The following is a 19320-nucleotide window of genomic DNA, read 5'->3' as shown; positions in this document are numbered from 1 at the left end:
CGTCACCAGCGCGAGGGCGGGGGCGGCGGCACCACGGGCGGCCGGTCGTCGCAGGTGATGGTGTTCGGCAGCAGCCACGGCGCCAGCCAGCCGCCGTCGTTGCCGCCGAGGTCGGTCAGGCCGAACTCCGACCCCGCCGGGGTGAAGTGGAACGAGCCGCAGTTGTTCACGCCGACCGCGCCCACGTTGCGGGCGTCCACGTTCGTGAAGCTCGCCCCGCCCGCCGTACGCGCGCTGACCACCGAGGTCCCGGTGCCGTCGACCCGGATGTCGCGGAAGCGGACGTTGTCGATGCGGACGCTGTCCTTCACCGGCCAGTCGCTGACCAGCATGATCGCGTTGTAGGTGCTGTCCAGGTACGCGTCACCGCTGACCTGGATGTCCGCGGCGTCGATGCTGCGGTCCAGCGCGTAGAACCAGATCGCGCCGAGGCCGATGTTCCAGTTCAGGTCGTACGTGCCGGCCCGGACCGTGGTGTTGCCGGTGATCCGCAGCCGGCCGGTGAACGGCTCGGCCCCGAACCGGGAGCCCACCTGGATCGCGCTGCCCTCGCGTACCGGGTCGGCGATCAGGTTGTGCGCCACGGTCAGGTCGGCGCCGCCGTACAGCGCGATGCCGTTGGCGAGCACCGGTGACTGCACGGTGTTGTACGCGAACGTGTTCGACGCGTTGGCCGTGCCCTCCGACCACATCGCCAGCGCGTCGTCGCCGCTGTTGCGGACCATCGAGTTCGTCACCGACGAGTGGGTGACGCCGGTGTGGAAGTTCAGCCCGTCCGCGATCTGGTCGGCGATCACCGTGTTCGTCACCCGCAGGCCGGTCATCGGCCCGTCGAACCACATGCCGACCTTCGTGTGGTGCAGGTAGAGGCCGTCGATCGTGCTGTGGCTGAGCGCCCCGCCGATGGCGTTGACCTGGTCGGTGTCGATCCGCTCCCGCACGTCGCCCTCGATCGCGAAGCCGGACAGGTGCACGCCGCTGCTGCCGCCGTCGGCGGCGTCGCGGCCGTAGAAGCCGACGCCCGTGTGGCGGGAGCCGTCGGGCGCGGGCGTGTCCAGGGCGACCTCGCGTCCCCGCACGATCGTGTACCAGCTGCCGGCGCCGGCGATCGTCACGTCGTCGACGACGACGTGCCGGTTCACCTGGTAGACGCCCGGCGGCAGGTAGAGCGGGCGGTCCACCCGGCGGGCGTACGCGATCGCGCGGTCGAACGCGCCGGCGGACTCCCGGCGGCCGGTCGGGTCGGCGCCGAAGGACAGCGCGTTCACCGCGCGGGGGACCGTCCGGGGCGGCGCGACCAGGTGGGCGTCCAGCAGGTCGATCACCGTCCACACGGCGGCCGTGCCGCGCGGAGCGGTCAGCCGGACCACCTCGCCGGCCCGGTGGGTACGGCCGAGCAGCAGCCGCTGCTCGTCGTAGAAGTGGTGCGGCCGGAACGGCTTGCTGATCACCGGCGCGGGCGTGGTGGCGGCCGGGACGCAGGAGCACTCGGTGATCCACCAGTCCGGGTGCAGCAGGTCGGCACCGGGGTCGTTGGTGAACGGGTACTGGTTGTAGAGCCAGGCGTACTGCGAGGTCAGCGTCATGGTGCGGGCGGGCGCGCGCCCGACGGAGACCCGCAGCGGCGCGGTGATCCCGCCGCCGCCCGGCGCGTCCGGGATGCTGTAGCGGACGGTGAGCGCGTTCGTGGGCCGGGGGAGTGTCAGTTCGACGTACTGGCCGGGCAGCAGGCGCACGGCGCGGCGGCCGGACGCCTCGCCGGCCAGTGTGTACGCGGACCGGTCCGGCCCGATCACGGTGCCGGTGGTCCGGCCGTGTTCCGCCTCCTGCTCGACGTAGTCCACTGCGGCGCCGCGCCCGGCGACGAGCGCGGGGTCGAGCCCGGCGCGGGTCACCACGGGAGCCGGTCCGCGCGGCGGAGCCGCGGTGGCGGCGCCGGGTGGTACGAGCAGGGCGGCGGCGACGACCAGCGCCGCGAGGATCCTCGGCACGCTCCGCGACATCGGAGCACCCACTTTCTCGGGGGACGGGTGGCCTCGGCGGCGCAGGCCATCGACAAGGTTCCTCATGTTATTCCGATGCTCTGTTGCCTTTCAAGCATCAATCTGCTCGCATCTTTCGGACCGGCTGCCCGCTCCGACGGCAAGAACTGACCGCTCCGGCTGTTCATTTCTTGCAAGAATCCGACGTACGATTGCCGCCGTGACGAAGCGCCTGACCGAGGTGGCCCGCAAGGCGGGTGTCAGCGAGGCGACCGTGAGCCGGGTGCTCAACGGCCGCGGCGGCGTGTCCGAGGCGACCCGGACCGCCGTGCTGACCGCCCTCGACGTGCTCGGTTACGAGCGCCCGACGAAGCTGCGCGGTGAGCGCGCCCGCCTGGTCGGCCTGGTGCTGCCGGAGTTGCAGAACCCGATCTTCCCGGCACTGGCCGAGGTGGTCACCGGCTCGCTCGCGCAGCGCGGCTTCACCCCGGCGCTGTGTGCCCGCACCATCGGCGGCGTGCCGGAGTCCGGGTACGTGGAGATGCTGCTCGACCACCAGGTCAGCGGTGTCATCTTCGCCGGCGGCTCGTACGCCCTGGCCGACGCCTCGCACGAGCACTACCGGCGCCTGACCGACCGGGGCCTGCCGGTGGTGCTGGTGAACGCCGGTGTCGAGGAGCTGGGCTTCCCGCGGGTGTCCACCGACGACGCGGTCGCCGTCGAGCAGGCGTACGGGCACCTGCGTTCCCTCGGTCACGAGCGGATCGGCATGGTGCTCGGCCCGGCCGACCACGTGCCCTCGCGCCGCAAGCTCGACGCCATGGTCCGGGCCGCCGGCTGGGGTGAGGACCGGTCCCTGGTGGAGCGGTCCAGCTTCTCCATGGAGGGCGCGCGGGTCGCGGCCACGAAACTGATCGAGCGCGGCGCGACCGGGATCGTCTGCGCCAGCGACGTGCTGGCGCTGGGCACCATCCGGGCCGCCCGCCGCCTGGGCTGCGCCGTACCGGCCGACGTGTCGGTGGTCGGTTTCGACGACTCGGCGTTCATGACCTGCACCGATCCGCCGCTGACCACGGTCCGGCAGCCGATCGAGACGATGGGCCAGGCCGCTGTGGACCTGCTGGTGACCCAGATCGAGGGCGCCGGCGTGCTGCACGACGAGCTGCTGTTCGAGCCCGAGCTGGTGGTACGCGGCTCCACCGCCCCCGCCCCTCGCCGCTGACCCCCGGGCGGTTCCGCCCGCCTCGCCTTCGCGCGTCCTTCCCCCGGTCCCGGGTGGACACCTCATGCCCGCAGCCGGGTGAACCAGTGCGCCCTCAGGCGTGCAAGTCGAGTTCTTGCATTCCTGCGTCCGCATCTTGCTGCCTTCGGTTCGCGTCGCTACAGTGACTCCACTCACACCTGACCCGGGGCGCGGTTTCCGGAGGCAGGGCGCGTGCCGGTTGCCGTTCCACCACCAGAGGCAGCCGCGCGGTCACCGCACATCAGTGAAGGCCATGGATACACCCGTTCCCGAAGGGATGGACAGATGTCCGTACCGCAGTATCGGAAGGTCGCGGCGCTCGCGCTCGCGGCCGGCCTCGGGCTCAGCCTTGCGGCGTGCTCCACCAAGAGCGACGACAGCAGCGACGCCGGTGGCAAGGTCACCATCACCGTCGACTGCCAGCCGGTCGGCGCGCAGAAGGAACTGCTGAAGAACTGGAACGACGACGTCGCCGAGTTCCAGCGGCAGAACCCGGACATCGTCGTCAAGAGCGTCAGCGTCGGCGAGCAGTGCAACAACCCGCCGGACTTCACCGCCCGCCTGGCCGGCGGCACCGTCACCGACGTGTTCTACGGCTACATGACCGACCTCCAGCAGGTGCTGGACTCCGGCCAGGCGATGGACATCGGCCAGTACGCCACCAAGGACACCATCCCCACCTGGGACAGCGTCGACCCGGCGCTCAAGGAGGTCTTCACCGACGGCGGCAAGCTCTACGCCGTACCGGTGAAGAACTACTCGATGGGCCTGATCTACAACAAGGCGCTGTTCCAGCGGGCCGGGCTCGACGTCGACAACCCGCCGAAGACCTGGCCCGAGGTGCGGGCCGCGGCCAAGAAGATCTCCGCGCTCGGCGACGGCATCGCCGGATACGCCGAGTACAGCGCCGGCAACACCGGCGGCTGGCACTTCACCTCGCTGCTCTACTCCCAGGGCGGCCAGGTGCTGAGCGCCGACGGCAAGAAGGCCGACTTCAACAACGCGATGGGCAAGCAGGTCCTGCAGAACCTCAAGGACATGCGCAACGGCGACAACAGCATGGGCAGCCGGCAGCTGCTCCAGTGGGGTGACCTGCTCACCAACGCCGGCGCCGGCAAGGTCGGCATGTTCATCGGCGCGCCGGACGCGACCCAGGCGATCGTCAGCCAGTTCCAGGGCAAGTACCAGGACTGGGCGATGGGCCCGCTGCCCGGCCAGGACGGGCAGGCCAAGGCCACGCTGGGCGGCGGCGAGGGCTACTTCTTCAAGAAGGGCCTCAGCCCGGAGCAGGTCAAGGCCGGCCTGAAGTGGCTCGCCTACCAGAAGCTGACCCCTGGTAAGGGCCAGTTCGACTACGTACGCGCCAAGCCGCAGAACTACCCGGTCGGCCTGCCCCAGCCGCTGCTGTTCGCGAACGGCAGCGACGCGCAGAAGCAGGAACTGGAGCTGCGCAAGGCCAACGCGAACGTGGACACCACCAACTTCGCGGTCTTCGAGGCCAACCCGGTGCCGATCAAGGGGGAGCCGCGCAACGCCCAGGCGATCTACGCGGTGCTCGACGCCGCGATGTCCGGCGTGCTGACCAACCCGAACGCGAACATCGACGCGCTGCTCAAGACCGCCGAGGACAAGGTCAACCAGCTGCTGGCCGCGCAGAGCTGACCCGACCGGAGGTGGGGCCGTCCCACCGGCCCCACCTCCCCGAGCACCGCAGGAGTCGCCTTGGCGCTCACCACCGCCCCCGGCGCCACCCGCCGTACCGGCCCGCTCGCGCCGCCGCCGTCGCGTACCGCCGGACGCCGCGCCGGCCTCGGCCGCAAGGTCCGGGACAACCTCACCGGGCACACGTTCCTCATCGGCGCGGTCGCCTGCTTCGCCGTCTTCTCCTGGTACCCGATGGTCCGCGGCGTCGTGATGAGCTTCCAGCGCACCCGCCGGGGCGAGACCACCTGGGTCGGCTGGGACAACTACAGCCGGATCATCGCCGATCCGAGCTTCTGGACCGCGTGGAAGAACACGTTCGTCTTCACCGGCCTGGCGCTGGTGCTCGGCTACGCGGTGCCGTTCGTCGTGGCGATCCTGCTCAACGAGCTGCGCCACGCCAAGGGCTACCTGCGGGTGCTGGTCTACCTGCCGGTGATGCTGCCGCCGGCCTCAGCGCTGTTCCTGTTCAAGTTCTACGCGTACGACCCGAGCGAGGCGGGGCTGTTCAACGCGATCCTCACCGCGCTGGGACTGCCCACGTCGGAGTGGATGCAGTCGCCCACGATGACGATGCCGGCCATGGTGATCGCGTCGACCTGGATGAACATGGGCGGCGCCGTGCTGATCTACCTGGCCGCGCTGCAGAACATCCCCGGCGAACTGTACGAGGCCGCCGAGATCGACGGCGCCGGGGTGTGGCGGCGCATCCGGCACGTGACAGTGCCGCAGACCCGGCTGATCCTCGCACTGCTGGCGATGCTCCAGATCGTCGCCACCATGCAGCTGTTCATCGAGCCGCTGATCCTCGCCAACGGCGCCGGTACGCAGGACTCGGCGACCTCGGTGGCGTACCTGATCTACCAGCACGGGTTCTTCCAGAACGACCTCAACGGCGCCGCCGCGCTCGGCGTGATCATGCTGGTGGTGCTGGCCGGGTTCTCCGCCGTCTACCTGCGACTGACCGCGAGACAGGACTAGGACATGGCCGCCGACCCCACCACCCGTACCCTCATCTCCCACGCCCAGCTGCGGCGCGGTCGCGGCCGCGTCCTCTACTGGATCGTGCTCTCCGTGGTCGTGGCCGGGTTCACGCTGGTGTTCCTCGGCCCGCTGTACTGGATGGTCACCGGCGCGCTGAAGTCCGGCCAGGAGATCGCCCAGACACCGCCGACGCTGTTCCCCCGGGATCCGCAGCCGGGCAACTACGTCGACGCCTGGACCAACCTGGACCTGGCCAAGCTGCTGTTCAACACGTTCTACTACGCGGCCGGCGCGGTGCTGTTCCAGCTCGTCTTCGACACCGCGGCGGCGTACGCGTTGTCGAAGCTGCGCCCGGTGCTGGGCAAGCTGATCCTCGGCATGATGCTGGCGACGCTGATGATCCCGGCGATGGTGCTGATCGTCCCGCAGTACGTGACAGTGATCGACCTGCCGATCGTGCACGTCAACCTGCTCGACTCGCCGTTCGCGATCTGGCTGCCGCTGGTGGCGAACGCGTTCAACATCTTCCTGCTGAAACGGTTCTTCGACTCGATTCCGGAAGATCTGATGGCCGCCGCCGTGATGGACGGCGCCACCCCGCTGCGCACGCTCTGGTCCATCGTCCTGCCGATGTCTCGCCCGATCCTCGGCGTGGTGGCGATCTTCGCGGTGACGGCGGTCTGGAAGGACTTCCTCTGGCCGAAGCTGGTCATGCCGTCACCGGAGACGCGGACCGTCAGCGTCGGCATCTACGCCTTCGCCGGCGGCACCCCGATGAACGTGGTCATCGCCGCCTCGGTGATCGCCGCGATCCCCACCGTCGTGCTGTTCCTGATCTTCCAACGCAACATCATGTCCGGCCTGACCACCGGCGGCCTCAAGGGCTGACCGGGCGCCACCGCCCGACGCGCCGAAAGCCCGGCGCCCCGCCCGCCGGCGCAGAACCGACCCCGCAGAAAGCAGGTGCCCGTGTCCATGGCCGACAACAGCCCGTGGTGGCGCTCCGCGGTGATCTACCAGGTCTACCCGCGCAGCTTCGCCGACGGCGACGGAGACGGGATCGGCGACGTCGCCGGCATCCGGTCCCGCCTGGATCACCTCGCCGCGCTCGGCGTCGACGCGATCTGGTTCAGCCCCTGGTACCCGTCGCCGATGGCCGACGCCGGCTACGACGTGTCCGACTACCGCGACATCGACCCGGTCTTCGGCACGCTCGCCGAGGTGGAGGCGCTGATCGCGGAGGCGCACGCGCTCGGCATCCGCAGCATCGTCGACGTGGTGCCCAACCACTGCTCCGACGCGCACCCCTGGTTCCGGGCCGCGCTCGCCGGCGGACCGGACGCACCCGAGCGGGAGCTGTTCTGGTTCCGCCCCGGCCGGGGACCGGCCGGCGACCTTCCGCCCACCGACTGGACCGGCGAGTTCGGCGGCCCGACCTGGACCCGCACCACCGACCCGGACGGCACCCCCGGCGACTGGTACCTGCACCTGTTCGCCCCGCAGCAACCCGACTTCAACTGGGACCACCCCCGGGTCCGCGCCGAGTTCGAGGACATCCTGCGCTTCTGGTTCGACCGGGGCGTGGACGGCATCCGCATCGACTCGGCCGGGCTGCTGGTCAAGGACGGCATGCTGCCCGAGGTCCACCCGGACCGGCCGCACCCGTTCCGCGACCAGGACGGCGTGCACGACGTCTACCGCGCCTGGCGGCGCATCGCCGACTCCTACCCCGGCGGACGGGCACTCGTCGGCGAGGTGTGGCTGCCCGACCGGCAGCGGTTCGCGAACTACCTGCGCCCGGACGAGCTGCACACCGCGTTCAACTTCGACTTCCTCGGCTGCGCCTGGGACGCCACGGCGCTGCGGGAGAGCATCGACGGCACGCTGGCCGCGCACGCCCCGGTCGGCGCGCCGGCCACCTGGGTGCTGTCCAACCACGACGTCACCCGGCACGTCACCCGGTACGGCCGCGCGGACACCCGGTTCAGCTTCGCCGCCAAGCGCGAGGGCATCCCCACCGACCTGGAACTGGGCACCCGCCGTGCCCGCGCCGCCGCGCTGCTGTCGCTCGCGCTGCCCGGCGCCGCCTACGTCTACCAGGGCGAGGAGCTGGGCCTCTGGGAGGTCGAGGACATCCCGTACGAACTGCGGCAGGACCCGATGTGGGAGCGGTCCGGGCGGGTCGACCCCGGCCGCGACGGCTGCCGGGTGCCGCTGCCCTGGCAGGGCGACACCCCGCCGTTCGGGTTCAGCCCCGACGGCGCGAGCGCCGCGCCGTGGCTGCCGCAACCGGCCGACTGGAAGGACCGCACGGTCCGCGCCCAGACCGGCGACCCGCACTCGATGCTGGAGCTGTACCGGGCCGCGCTGACGCTGCGCCGCGCCGAACCCGCGCTCGGCGACGGCACGCTGACCTGGCTGCCCGCACCGCACGGGGTGCTCGCGTTCGCCCGCGAACCCGGCTTCACCTGCCTGGTCAACCTCGGCGGCGCGGCCGTTCCGCTGCCCGCGCACGACGAGCTGCTGCTCGCCAGCGGCCCACTCGACGACGACCGGCTGCCACCGGACACCGCGGTCTGGCTGCGTACCCGATCGGCCTGACGGCGGCGCCGGCGGCCCCGTCCCGGCCGCCGCCACGCCGCACACCTGGGGAGGAGGAAGGAGAGGCAACGCCGCACGGGGGATCTGGCCACCGACGAAAGGGAGCACACCCCGCATGGCCGAGCACCGCACCACGCACCGCCACCGCACCACGGGCGTGGCCACCCTGGCCGCCGCCGCGCTCGCCGCCTCGACACTCGTCGTCGTGGCGCTCACCACGACCGCCACCCCGGCCCGCGCCGCCGGGCTGTCCCCGTTCGACATCACCGGACGCGGCGCCACTGTGCCGTTCCGGGAGCAGGAGGCCGAACAGGCCGCCCACACCGGCACGAAGATCGGCCCCGACCGGCGCTACGGCACGCTGCCGTCCGAGGCGTCCGGCCGGGAGGCGGTCACGCTCGACGCCGCCGGCGAGTACGTCGAGTTCACCCTCACCGCCCCGGCGAACGCGGTCACGTTCCGGTACAGCCTGCCGGACAACGCCGCCGGCACCGGCCGCGACGCCACCATCGACCTGCGCGCCAACGGCGCCCTGGTCAAGGCCGTCCCGGTCACCTCCCGGTACGGCTGGTACTACGGCGGCTACCCGTTCAACAACAACCCGGGCGACACCAACCCGCACCACTTCTACGACGAGACCCGGACCATGTTCGGCACCACCTACCCGGCCGGCACGAAGATCCGCCTCCAGGTCTCCTCGACCGCCCAGTCACCCACGTTCACCATCGACCTGGCCGACTTCGAGCTGGTCGGGGCGCAGATCACCAAGCCGTCCGGCGTGCTGGACGTGGTCACCGACTTCGGCGCCGACCCGACCGGCGCCACCGACTCGACGGCGAAGTTCCAGGCCGCCGTGGACGCCGGCAAGGCACAGGGCCGGGCGGTGTGGATCCCGGCCGGCACGTTCACGCTCTGGGACCACGTGGTCGTCGACGGCGTGACGCTGCGCGGCGCCGGGCCGTGGTACTCGGTGCTCGGCGGCCGGCACCCCACCGACCGCAAACGGGCCGCCGGCATCTACGGCAAGTACGTGCCGGGCGGCGGCTACACCGGCGAGATCCGGTCGCACGAGGCCGGCGGGCCCAGCCGCAACGTCACGCTGCGGGACTTCGCCATCATCGGCGACATCCGGGAACGCGTCGACGAGGACCAGGTCAACGCCATCGGCGGCGCGATGACGAACTCGGTGGTGGACAACCTGTGGTTGCAGCACACCAAGGTCGGCGCCTGGATGGACGGGCCGATGGACAACTTCACCATCCGCAACAGCCGCATCCTCGACCAGACCGCCGACGGGGTGAACTTCCACTGGGGCGTCACCAACTCCACGGTGACCAACACGTTCGTCCGCAACACCGGCGACGACGCGCTGGCCATGTGGGCGCAGAGCGTGCCCAACGTCGGCAACTCCTTCACCCGCAACACCATCGGCGTCACGATCCTGGCCAACCACCTGGTCACCTACGGCGGCCGGGACATCACCATCGCCGACAACGTCACCGCCGACTCGGTCACCAACGGCGGCGGCATCCACGTCGCCAACCGCTATCCGGGCGTCACCGGGCCCACCGCCGTGGCCGGGACCATCACGGTCGCCCGCAACACGCTGATCCGCAACGGCAACTCCGACTACAACTGGCAGTTCGGCGTCGGCGCGATCTGGTTCTCCGCGCTCAACGAGCCGATCCAGGGCGCCGCCGTCAACGTCACCGACACCGACATCCTGGACAGCTCGTACGCGGCGCTGCACTGGATCGAGGGACAGACCAGCGGCATCTCGTTCGACAACGTGCGCATCGACGGCGCGGGCACGTACGCGCTCCAGGTGCAGGCGTCCAGCCAGGTCCGGTTCACGAACGTGCGGGCCACCGGCATCGCCCAGGCCAACCCGATCCACAACTGTGTCGGTAGCGGCTTCCAGATCACCCAGGGCACCGGCAACTCCGGCTGGTACACGCCCACCCCGTACTGCGGTCCGTGGCCGCAGCCGCAGTGGGGCAACGGCCCGTCCAGCCCGCCGCCCACCAGCCCGCCGCCGCCCACCACCGCGCCCCCGACGACCGCGCCGCCCACCACGCCACCGCCGACCACGCCGCCGCCGGCCGGCGGGAACCTGGCCCTGGGCCGGCCGGCGACCGCCACCAGCACCACCCAGACGTACGCCGCCGGCAACGCGGTCGACGGCAACGCCACCAGCTACTGGGAGAGCGCCAACAACGCGTTCCCGCAGTCGCTCACCGTCGACCTCGGCGCGTCCCGCACCGTCGACCGGGTGGTGCTCAAGCTCCCGGCCGGCTGGGAACGGCGTACCCAGACGCTCGCCGTGCTCGGCTCCACCGACGGCTCCTCGTACAGCACGCTCGCCGCGTCGGCGGGCCGCGTCTTCGACCCGGCGGCCGGCAACACCGTGCCGATCGCGCTGCCGTCCGGCGACCGGCGGTTCGTCCGGGTCACCGTCACCGGCAACACCGGCTGGCCGGCGGGCCAGCTCGCCGAGCTGGAGGTGTACGGCGGCGGCACCACCACACCGCCGCCCACCACGACTCCGCCACCCACCACCGCGCCGCCGGCCGGCAACCTGGCGGCGGGCCGGCCGGTCGCGGAGACCAGCCACGCCGACGTGTACGGCGCCGCCAACACCGTCGACGGCAACGCGAACACCTACTGGGAGAGCGCCAACAACGCCTTCCCCCAGTCGGTGACAGTCGACCTGGGCAGCGCCCGGCCGGTCGCCCGGGTGGTGCTGAAGCTGCCCCCGTCGACGGCCTGGCAGACCCGTACCCAGACCGTGTCGGTGCTCGGCTCCACCGACGGCTCGTCGTTCACCACGCTCAAGGCGGCGGTCGGCTACACGTTCGACCCGGCGGGCGGCAACAGCGTGTCGATCGCGCTGCCCGCCGGTGACCGCCGCTTCGTGCGGCTGACCTTCACCGGCAACACCGGCTGGCCGGCCGGCCAGCTGTCCGAGTTCGAGGTGTACGCCTCCTGACCCGGCGCGGCGGGGACCGCCCCGGCCCCCCCCCCGCCACCGCACCCCCCCACCCCCGAACGCCTCTCCACCTCCCCCGGGAAGAAGGTGTCCGTCCACCATGTCCAGACTCCGTACCCGAATCGTCGCGGTGCTCGCCGCGGCCGGCCTGGCCGTCACCGCGGCCCCGGCCCCACCGGCCCTCGCCGCCGGCGGCCCGAACCTCGCCGCCGGGCGCACCGCCACCGCCAGCAGCGTCAACGGCCCTTACGTCGCGGCCAACCTGACCGACGGCAACCAGGGCAGCTACTGGGAGAGCAGCGGCGCGCTGCCCCAGTGGGCCCAGGTCGACCTCGGCACCAGCCGCGCCGTCGACCAGGTCGTGCTCGAACTCCCGGCCGCCTGGGAGGCGCGCACCCAGACGCTGTCCGTGCAGGCCAGTGCCGACGGCAGCGGCTTCACCACTGTCGTCGCCGCGGCGGGCCGATCGTTCAGCCCGGCCGCCGGCAACACCGTGACGCTCGGCTTCACCGCCACCGACGCCCGCTACCTGCGGGTCGTGATCACCGCGAACACCGGCTGGGCCGCCGCGCAGCTCGCCGAGCTGGAGGTGTACGGCGCGGCCACCTCCTCGACCAACCTGGCGCTCGGCCGGACCATGACCGAGAGCGGCCACGCCGACGTGTACGGCGCCGCCAACGCCAACGACGGCAACGCGGCCACCTATTGGGAGAGCCCGAACAACGCGTTCCCGCAGTGGATCCAGGCCGACCTGGGCGCCGCCACCAGCGTCAACCGGCTGGTGCTGCGGCTGCCGTCCGGCTGGGGCGCCCGCACCCAGACGCTCACCGTGCAGGGCAGCACGAACGGCTCCACGTTCGGCACGCTCGTCGCCTCCGCCACGTACGCGTTCGACCCGGGCGGCGGCAACACGGCGACGGTCACGGTGCCCACCGCGTCTACCCGCTACGTGCGGCTGCTGTTCACCGCCAACAGCGCCTGGCCCGCCGGGCAGCTCGCCGAGCTGGAGGTCTACGGCCCGGCCACCGGCGACACCCAGGCGCCGAGCGCGCCGGGCAACCTCGCGTTCACCGAGCCCGCCACCGACCAGGTGCGGCTGACCTGGACCGCGTCCACCGACAACGTCGGCGTCACCGGCTACGACGTGTACGCCAACGGGGTGCTGCGCACGAGCGTCGGCGGCACCACGCTCACGTACACCGACACCCAGCCGGCCGGAACCACCGTCTCCTACTACGTGCGGGCGCGGGACGCGGCCGGGAACGTGTCGGCGAACAGCAACACGGTCACCCGTACCGGCAACACCGGGGACACGGCCGCGCCCACCGCGCCCGGCAGCCTGGCCTACACCCAGCCGGCCGGCGGGCAGATCCGGCTGACCTGGACCGCGTCCACCGACAACGTGGGCGTCACCGGCTACGAGGTGTACGCCAACGGCACGCTGCGCACGACGGTGAGCGGGTCCACGCTGACGTACACCGACAGCCAGCCGGACAGCGCCACCGTCTCGTACCACGTCCGGGCCCGGGACGCGGCCGGGAACGTGTCGGCGAACAGCAACACCGTCACCCGCACCGGCAGCACGTCCGGCGGCACCAACCTGGCGGTCGGCAAACCCGCGACCGCGTCGTCGATGGTGCACGTGTTCGCCGCCGCGAACGCCGTCGACAACGACGTCACCACGTACTGGGAGGGCGCACCCGGCGCGTACCCGAGCACGCTCACCGTCGCGCTCGGCGCCAACGCCAGCATCAGCGCGATCGTGGTGAAGCTCAACCCCGACCCGGCGTGGGGCGCGCGTACCCAGACGTTCCAGGTGCTCGGCCGGGAGCAGTCCGCGTCCGGGTTCACCAGCCTGGCCGGCTCCGCCACGTACTCCTTCAACCCGAACAGCGCCAACACGGTGACCGTCCCGGTCTCCGCGACCGCCGCTGACGTCCGGCTCCAGTTCACCGCGAACTCCGGCTCCTCCAACGGGCAGGTCGCCGAACTCCAGGTCATCGGCGTCCCGGCGCCGAACCCGGACCTCACCGTCACGTCCGTCACCGCCTCGCCGTCCGCGCCGGTGGAGACCGACGCGATCACGCTGTCCACCACCGTGCGCAACGCCGGCACCGCGGCCTCCGCCGCCACCGACGTCAACCTCTACCTGGGTACGACGAAGGTCGGCACCGCCGCCGTCGGCGCGCTCGCGGCCGGCGCGTCGAGCACCGTCGCGGCGAGCATCGGCGTACGCGACGCCGGCAGCTACCAGGTCACCGCCAAGGTCGACGAGTCGAACGCGGTGATCGAGCAGAACGAGGCGAACAACTCGTACACCAGCCCGACCGCGCTGACCGTCAGCCCGGTCGCCAGCTCCGACCTGGTCGCCTCCGCCGTCACCTGGTCACCCGGCACGCCGAGCGCCGGCGCGGGCGTCTCCTTCGCGGTGACGCTGCGCAACCAGGGCACGATCGCGTCGGCCGGCGGCGCGCACGGCATCACGCTCACCGTGCGCGACCAGTCCGGCGTGGTGGTCCGCACGCTCACCGGCTCGTACAGCGGCACGATCGCGGCCGGGGCCACCGCCGGCCCGGTGTCGCTGGGCACCTGGACCGCCGCCAACGGCCGGTACACGGTGCGGGTGGTGCTCGCCGACGACGCCAACGAGCTGCCGGTCAAGCGGCAGAACAACACGAGCGAGCGGGCGCTGTTCGTCGGTCGCGGGGCCAACCTGCCGTACGACGCCTACGAGGCCGAGGACGGCGCGACCGGCGGCGGCGCGCAGGTGATCGGCCCGAACCGCACCATCGGCGACCTCGCCGGGGAGGCGTCCGGCCGCCGCGCGGTCACACTCAACACCACCGGCGCGTACGTCGAGTGGACCACCCGCTCGGCCGCGAACGCCCTGGTCGCCCGCTACTCCATCCCGGACGCACCGGGCGGCGGGGGGATCGACTCGACGATCAACGTCTACGTCAACGGCGTGCTGCACAAGCCGATGAGCCTCACCTCCAAGCACATCTGGCTCTACGGCGCCGAGGCCGGCCCGAGCGACTCGCCGAGCGCCGGCGCGCCCCGGCACCTGTACGACGAGGCGAACGTACTGCTCGACTCCACAGTCCCGGCGGGCAGCCGGATCCGCCTCCAGAAGGATCCGGCGAACAGCACGACGTACGCGATCGACTTCGTCGACACCGAACTGGTGTCGCCGCGCGCCAACCCCGACCCGGCCCGCTACAAGGTGCCGACCGGGTTCAGCCACGCCGACGTGCAGAACGCGCTGGACGCGGTACGGATGGACACCACCGGCACGCTGGTCGGCGTCTACCTGCCCGCCGGCACGTACGAGACGGCGCAGAAGTTCCAGGTGTACGGCAAGGCGGTGAAGGTGGTCGGCGCCGGCATGTGGTACACCCGGTTCCAGACGCCGCGGAACCAGCAGAACACCGACGCCGGTTTCCGGGTCGAGTCCTCGGCCGGCGGGTCGACGTTCGCCCACCTGGCGTTCTTCGGCAACTACACCAACCGGATCGACGGGCCCGGCAAGGTGTGGGGCGAGCTGAAGGACGTGGACGACCTGACGCTGGACAGCGTCTGGGTGGAGCACACCGTCTGCGCGTACTGGGGGGTGAGCGTGGACGGGCTGACCATCCGGGACAGCCGGTTCCGCAACACCTTCGCCGACGCGGTGAACATGACCAACGGCAGTACGAACAACCTGGTCACCAACTCGGAGGGCCGGTCCAACGGCGACGACGCGTTCGCGCTGTTCTCCGCCACCGACCAGGGCGGCTCCGGCGGCAACCACGGCAACGTGTTCGAGAACCTGACCGCCACGCTGACCTGGCGGGCGGCCGGGCTGGCGGTGTACGGCGGTTACGACAACGTCTTCCGCAACCTCTACATCGCCGACCAGCTCACGTACTCGGGCATCACGATCAGCTCGCTGGACTTCGGCTACCCGTTCGTCGGGTTCGGCGCCAGCCCGCCCACCCGGTTCGAGAACATCTCGCTGATCCGCTCCGGCGGGCACTTCTGGGGCGCGCAGACGTTCCCGGCGATGTGGTTGTTCTCCGCGTCCAAGGAGTTCCGCGGTATCCGGGTGAGCGACGTGGACATCGTCGATCCGACGTACTCGGGGATCATGTTCCAGACCAAGTACAACGGCAGCCAGCCGGAGAACCCGATCACCGACACGGTGCTGACGAACGTGTCGATCTCCGGTGCGCGGCGCAGCGGTGACGCGTTCGACGCGAAGTCCGGCTTCGGCATCTGGGTCAACGAGATGCCCGAGGCGGGTCAGGGGCCGGCGTTCGGCTCGGCCACGTTCACCAACCTACGCCTGAGCGACAACTACCAGGACATCAAGAACACCACGAGCACGTTCACCATCACCCGCAACTGAGATGAAAGGAAGGGCCCCTTCTTAACGCCTCCGGTATAGAAGGGGCCCCTTCTCACACCCGCGGAGACCTTCGCTCAGCGTCTCGTTGGGCCTTCGCATCGCAACCTTGGCGCCACAAGTCCAAGATCGACGACAGCGCCCGAGATCATGGAAGGAAACGGCTCCTGGAGGGGCGCTCTTCTTCCAAGATCTCCGGCGATGCCGACATGCGAGAAGGCCTGCCCGCTCGGGGGGAGCAGCCCCGGGGTTCGTGACGTCGGCGGTGCAGGGGTGTCCGCTTTGTCGCCGCCCCAGTCCAAGCTCGACGAAAACAGGGGGCTCCGCGACTGGTCAACCCGGGTTCGCGAATTCAAACTCCGCTCTTGTCACGACTTCGCAGTGCGGAACTCACCGTCCCGTCATGACTCATCGCACTGTGCCCGCGACTCCGCCATCCGCAGGATTGACGTCAACCGATCAGCCGGTGGAGGCACCCGACATGGACGAACGGTACGACTCGTACTGCGCGGTCGATCCGCTCTTCTACGACTCGCTGGCCGGCACCACGACCGAGGCCGGCGGCTACCTCACCGGCCCGGTGCCGGAGGGCTGGGAGCGCGAGGTCAAGGACGACTGGATGATCCACGGACCGGTCGGCGGATCCCTCCCCGCGCAGGGCTGGAAGATCCACGTGTCGGCCCGGCTGGACAACGCCGAGCGCGTGCTGGCCCGGGTGGCCGACTACTGCCGGCCCCGGGGCATCCCGTTCAAGCATCTGCGCGGCCCGCGCCTGCTGCTCATGCGCAACAGCAAGTACGCCCGGCGCGCCGCCAGCGGGAAGTTCGTCACCGTCTACCCGCGCGACGACGCCGAGCTGGAGCTGACCGCCAAGGAACTCGCCGACCTGCTCGCCGGCGAGACGGGGCCGTACATCCTCAGTGACCTGCGCTACGGCGACGGCCCGGTGCACGTTCGCTACGGCGGTTTCGCGGCCCGCTACTGCGTCTCCGCGGACGGCCAGACGGTGCCGGCGATCGAGGGCCCGGACGGCGTCCTGGTGCCCGACCGGCGGGATCCGGTGTTCCACGTGCCGGAGTGGGTGACCCTGCCCGACTTCCTCGCCCCGCACCTGGCCGCCCGCAACGCGGCGACGACGACCGACCTGCCGTACCGGATCGAGAAGGTGATCCACTTCTCCAACGGCGGCGGCCTGTACGAGGCCCGCGACACGCGCACCGGGCAGCGGGTGGTGCTCAAGGAGGCCCGCCCGCACGCCGGCCTGGACGCGACCGGCACCGACGCGGTGACCCGGCTGCGCCGCGAGGCGGAGACGCTGCGCCGGCTGGCCGACGTGCCGCACCTGGTGCGGGTGCACGACGAGTTCAGCTTCGGCGGGCACGAGTTCCTCGCGCTGGTCTTCGTCGAGGGGCGACCGCTCAACCAGGTGGTGGTGGAGCGGTACCCGCTGGTCCACGCCGACGCCGACCGGGCCGACTACACCCGCTGGGCGCTCGACGTGCACCGCCAGGTCGCGGAGGCGGTCGCCGCCATCCACGCGCACGGCGTCGTCTACGGCGACCTGCACATGTTCAACGTGATGGTGGGCGACGACGGCGCGGTGACGCTCATCGACTTCGAGGTGGCCACCGACGTCGCCGAGGCGACCCGGCCCGCGCTGCGCAACCAGGCGTTCGCCGCGCCGCGCGACCGCACCGGCGTCGACGTCGACCGGTACGCCCTGGCCTGCCTGCGCCTCGCCCTGTTCCTGCCGCTGACCGCGATGCTGCGGCTGGCCCCGGCCAAGGCGGCGCACCTGGCCGACGTGGTCGCCGAGAACTTCCCGGTGCCGCGCGAGCTGCTGGACGAGGCGGTCGAGGTGATCGTGGGCGGACGGCCGGCGGACCTGCGCCGCGCCGTCACGATCGACCCGGACGACTGGCCCGGCCTGCGCGACCGGCTCGCCGAGGCGATCACCGCGAGCGCCACCCCGGACCGCGACGACCGGCTCTTCCCCGGCGACATCCGCCAGTTCGCCGGCGCCGACGGCGGGCTCAACCTGGCGTACGGCGCGGCCGGGGTGCTCTGGGCGCTGCACGCCGGCGGCGCCGGCACCGACCCCGCGCACGAACGGTGGCTGATCGACCGGGCACGCCGCCCCGCCTCCGGCAGCCGGCTCGGCCTCTACGACGGGCTGCACGGCATCGCGTACGTGCTGGACCTGCTCGGTCACCGGGACGAGGCGGTGCGCCTGCTCGACCTCTGCCTCGACCAGCCCTGGACGGAGCTGCGCGACGACCTGACCGGCGGGCTGTCCGGCATCGCGTTGAACCTGGCGCACTTCGCCGCGCGGACCGGCGAGCGGCGTTACGCCGACGCCGCCCGACGGGCCGTCGACGTGGTGGTGGGCCGGCTCGGCGACGTCGACTCGGTCGCCGAGATCAGCGGTGGGCGGCACCCGTACGCGGGGCTGGCCCGGGGCGGGGCCGGCGTGGCGCTGATGCTGCTGCGGATGTACGAGCGGTACGGCGACGACGACCTGCTCGACCACGCGCGCATCGCGCTGCGCCAGGACCTGCGCCGCTGCGTCCGGCGCGACGCCGGGCACCTGGAGGTCAACGAGGGCTGGCGGACCATGCCCTACCTGGCCGAGGGGAGCGTCGGTATCGGGCTGGTACTCGACCAGTACCTGCGCCACCGGCCCGACGACGACCTGCGCGACGAGGCGGCCGGGATCCGCCGCTGCGCCGACTCCCCGTTCTACGCGCAGTCCGGCCTGTTCGCCGGCCGCGCCGGGATCGTCGCGTACCTCGCCGAGCGGGGCGAGCGGGACGCGGCCCGGCAGCAGGCCCGGCTGCTCGGCTGGCACGCCCTGCCGTACCGGGACCGGACCGCCTTCCCCGGCGACCAGCTCCTGCGGCTGTCCATGGACCTGGCCACCGGCACCGGCGGGGTGCTCGCCGCGCTCGCCGCGACCCGGCCGGACGACCCGCTCCACCTGCCGTTCCTGACTCCGCTGCCCGACGCGACGCGCGTCGCGGGCGCGGACCGGGCGGCCACCGACCCCCCGGCTTCCCCGGGGCGACCCCGCACCGACGTGACCGGAAGGAGGTGAATCGACATGGCCCTGCTCGATCTCCAGGGGATGGAGCTGCCGGCCGCCGAGCGTACCGGCGGTGGCAGCCAGGCCAGCCTGTTGCTCTGCGGCGACAGCTCGCTGAGCGTCACCACCTGCAAGTGATCCGTCCGACCACCGACGTCAACGTCACACGAGAGAAGTGAGGAAGCGACATGGCTCTGCTCGACCTCCAGGGAATGGAACTGCCGGCCGCCGAGCGTACCGGCGGTGGCAGCCGCGCCAGCCTGCTGCTCTGCGGCGACAGCTCGCTGAGCGTCACCACCTGCAACTGACGATCAGTCGCCTGGCCCCGGACCGGCGTGAGCCGGCCCGGGGCCC

11 protein-coding genes are annotated in these 19320 nt (G+C 71.7%); 10 read left to right on the top strand and 1 reads right to left on the bottom strand.

Going from position 1 to position 19320, the window contains the following annotated elements:
* Nucleotides 1-2: 2 nt before the first annotated feature.
* Complete coding sequence (locus tag ABIH81_RS24760) at nucleotides 3-2003, bottom strand: glycosyl hydrolase family 28-related protein (RefSeq protein WP_349877280.1); 2001 nt, start codon at nucleotides 2001-2003, stop codon at nucleotides 3-5.
* Between the two features lie 199 nt (nucleotides 2004-2202).
* Between ABIH81_RS24760 and ABIH81_RS24755 the strand changes: the two genes are divergently transcribed.
* From ABIH81_RS24755 to ABIH81_RS24710, 10 genes are all read left to right on the top strand, one after another.
* Nucleotides 2203-3204 (top strand): LacI family DNA-binding transcriptional regulator, encoded by a 1002-nt coding sequence (locus ABIH81_RS24755; protein WP_013286147.1) that lies wholly within the window; start codon nucleotides 2203-2205, stop codon nucleotides 3202-3204.
* A gap of 306 nt (nucleotides 3205-3510) precedes the next feature.
* Nucleotides 3511-4887, top strand: coding sequence for an extracellular solute-binding protein (locus ABIH81_RS24750; protein ID WP_349877279.1), 1377 nt, complete (start codon nucleotides 3511-3513; stop codon nucleotides 4885-4887).
* Between the two features lie 60 nt (nucleotides 4888-4947).
* Nucleotides 4948-5907: a sugar ABC transporter permease gene (locus tag ABIH81_RS24745; RefSeq protein WP_349877278.1), complete on the top strand. Its 960-nt coding sequence runs from the start codon at nucleotides 4948-4950 to the stop codon at nucleotides 5905-5907.
* Nucleotides 5908-5910: 3 nt separating this feature from the next.
* Nucleotides 5911-6798, top strand: a complete 888-nt coding sequence (locus tag ABIH81_RS24740; protein WP_349877277.1) for a carbohydrate ABC transporter permease — start codon at nucleotides 5911-5913, stop codon at nucleotides 6796-6798.
* Nucleotides 6799-6885: 87 nt separating this feature from the next.
* Nucleotides 6886-8511 carry a glycoside hydrolase family 13 protein gene (locus ABIH81_RS24735; protein WP_349877276.1) on the top strand — a complete coding sequence of 542 codons (1626 nt, stop codon included), beginning with the start codon at nucleotides 6886-6888 and terminating at the stop codon, nucleotides 8509-8511.
* A 115-nt stretch (nucleotides 8512-8626) separates the two neighbouring features.
* On the top strand, nucleotides 8627-11500 hold the full coding sequence (locus tag ABIH81_RS24730; RefSeq protein WP_349877275.1) for a discoidin domain-containing protein: 2874 nt from the start codon (nucleotides 8627-8629) through the stop codon (nucleotides 11498-11500).
* Between the two features lie 100 nt (nucleotides 11501-11600).
* Nucleotides 11601-15887, top strand: a complete 4287-nt coding sequence (locus ABIH81_RS24725) for a discoidin domain-containing protein (RefSeq protein WP_349877274.1) — start codon at nucleotides 11601-11603, stop codon at nucleotides 15885-15887.
* 478 nt (nucleotides 15888-16365) lie between these two features.
* A complete protein-coding gene (lanKC, locus tag ABIH81_RS24720) occupies nucleotides 16366-18978 on the top strand; it encodes a class III lanthionine synthetase LanKC (protein WP_349877273.1) in 2613 nt (870 codons plus the stop codon).
* A gap of 6 nt (nucleotides 18979-18984) precedes the next feature.
* Complete coding sequence (locus ABIH81_RS24715; RefSeq protein ID WP_088974649.1) at nucleotides 18985-19104, top strand: SapB/AmfS family lanthipeptide; 120 nt, start codon at nucleotides 18985-18987, stop codon at nucleotides 19102-19104.
* Nucleotides 19105-19154: 50 nt separating this feature from the next.
* Nucleotides 19155-19274: a SapB/AmfS family lanthipeptide gene (locus ABIH81_RS24710; RefSeq protein WP_088647629.1), complete on the top strand. Its 120-nt coding sequence runs from the start codon at nucleotides 19155-19157 to the stop codon at nucleotides 19272-19274.
* Nucleotides 19275-19320 lie beyond the last annotated feature (46 nt).

Origin of the sequence: Micromonospora sp. HUAS YX12 (genome assembly GCF_040215685.1) — a bacterium.
In the GTDB taxonomy this organism is placed as follows: Bacteria; Actinomycetota; Actinomycetes; order Mycobacteriales; family Micromonosporaceae; genus Micromonospora; species Micromonospora tulbaghiae.
This window is presented reverse-complemented; position numbering and strand designations above follow the sequence as displayed.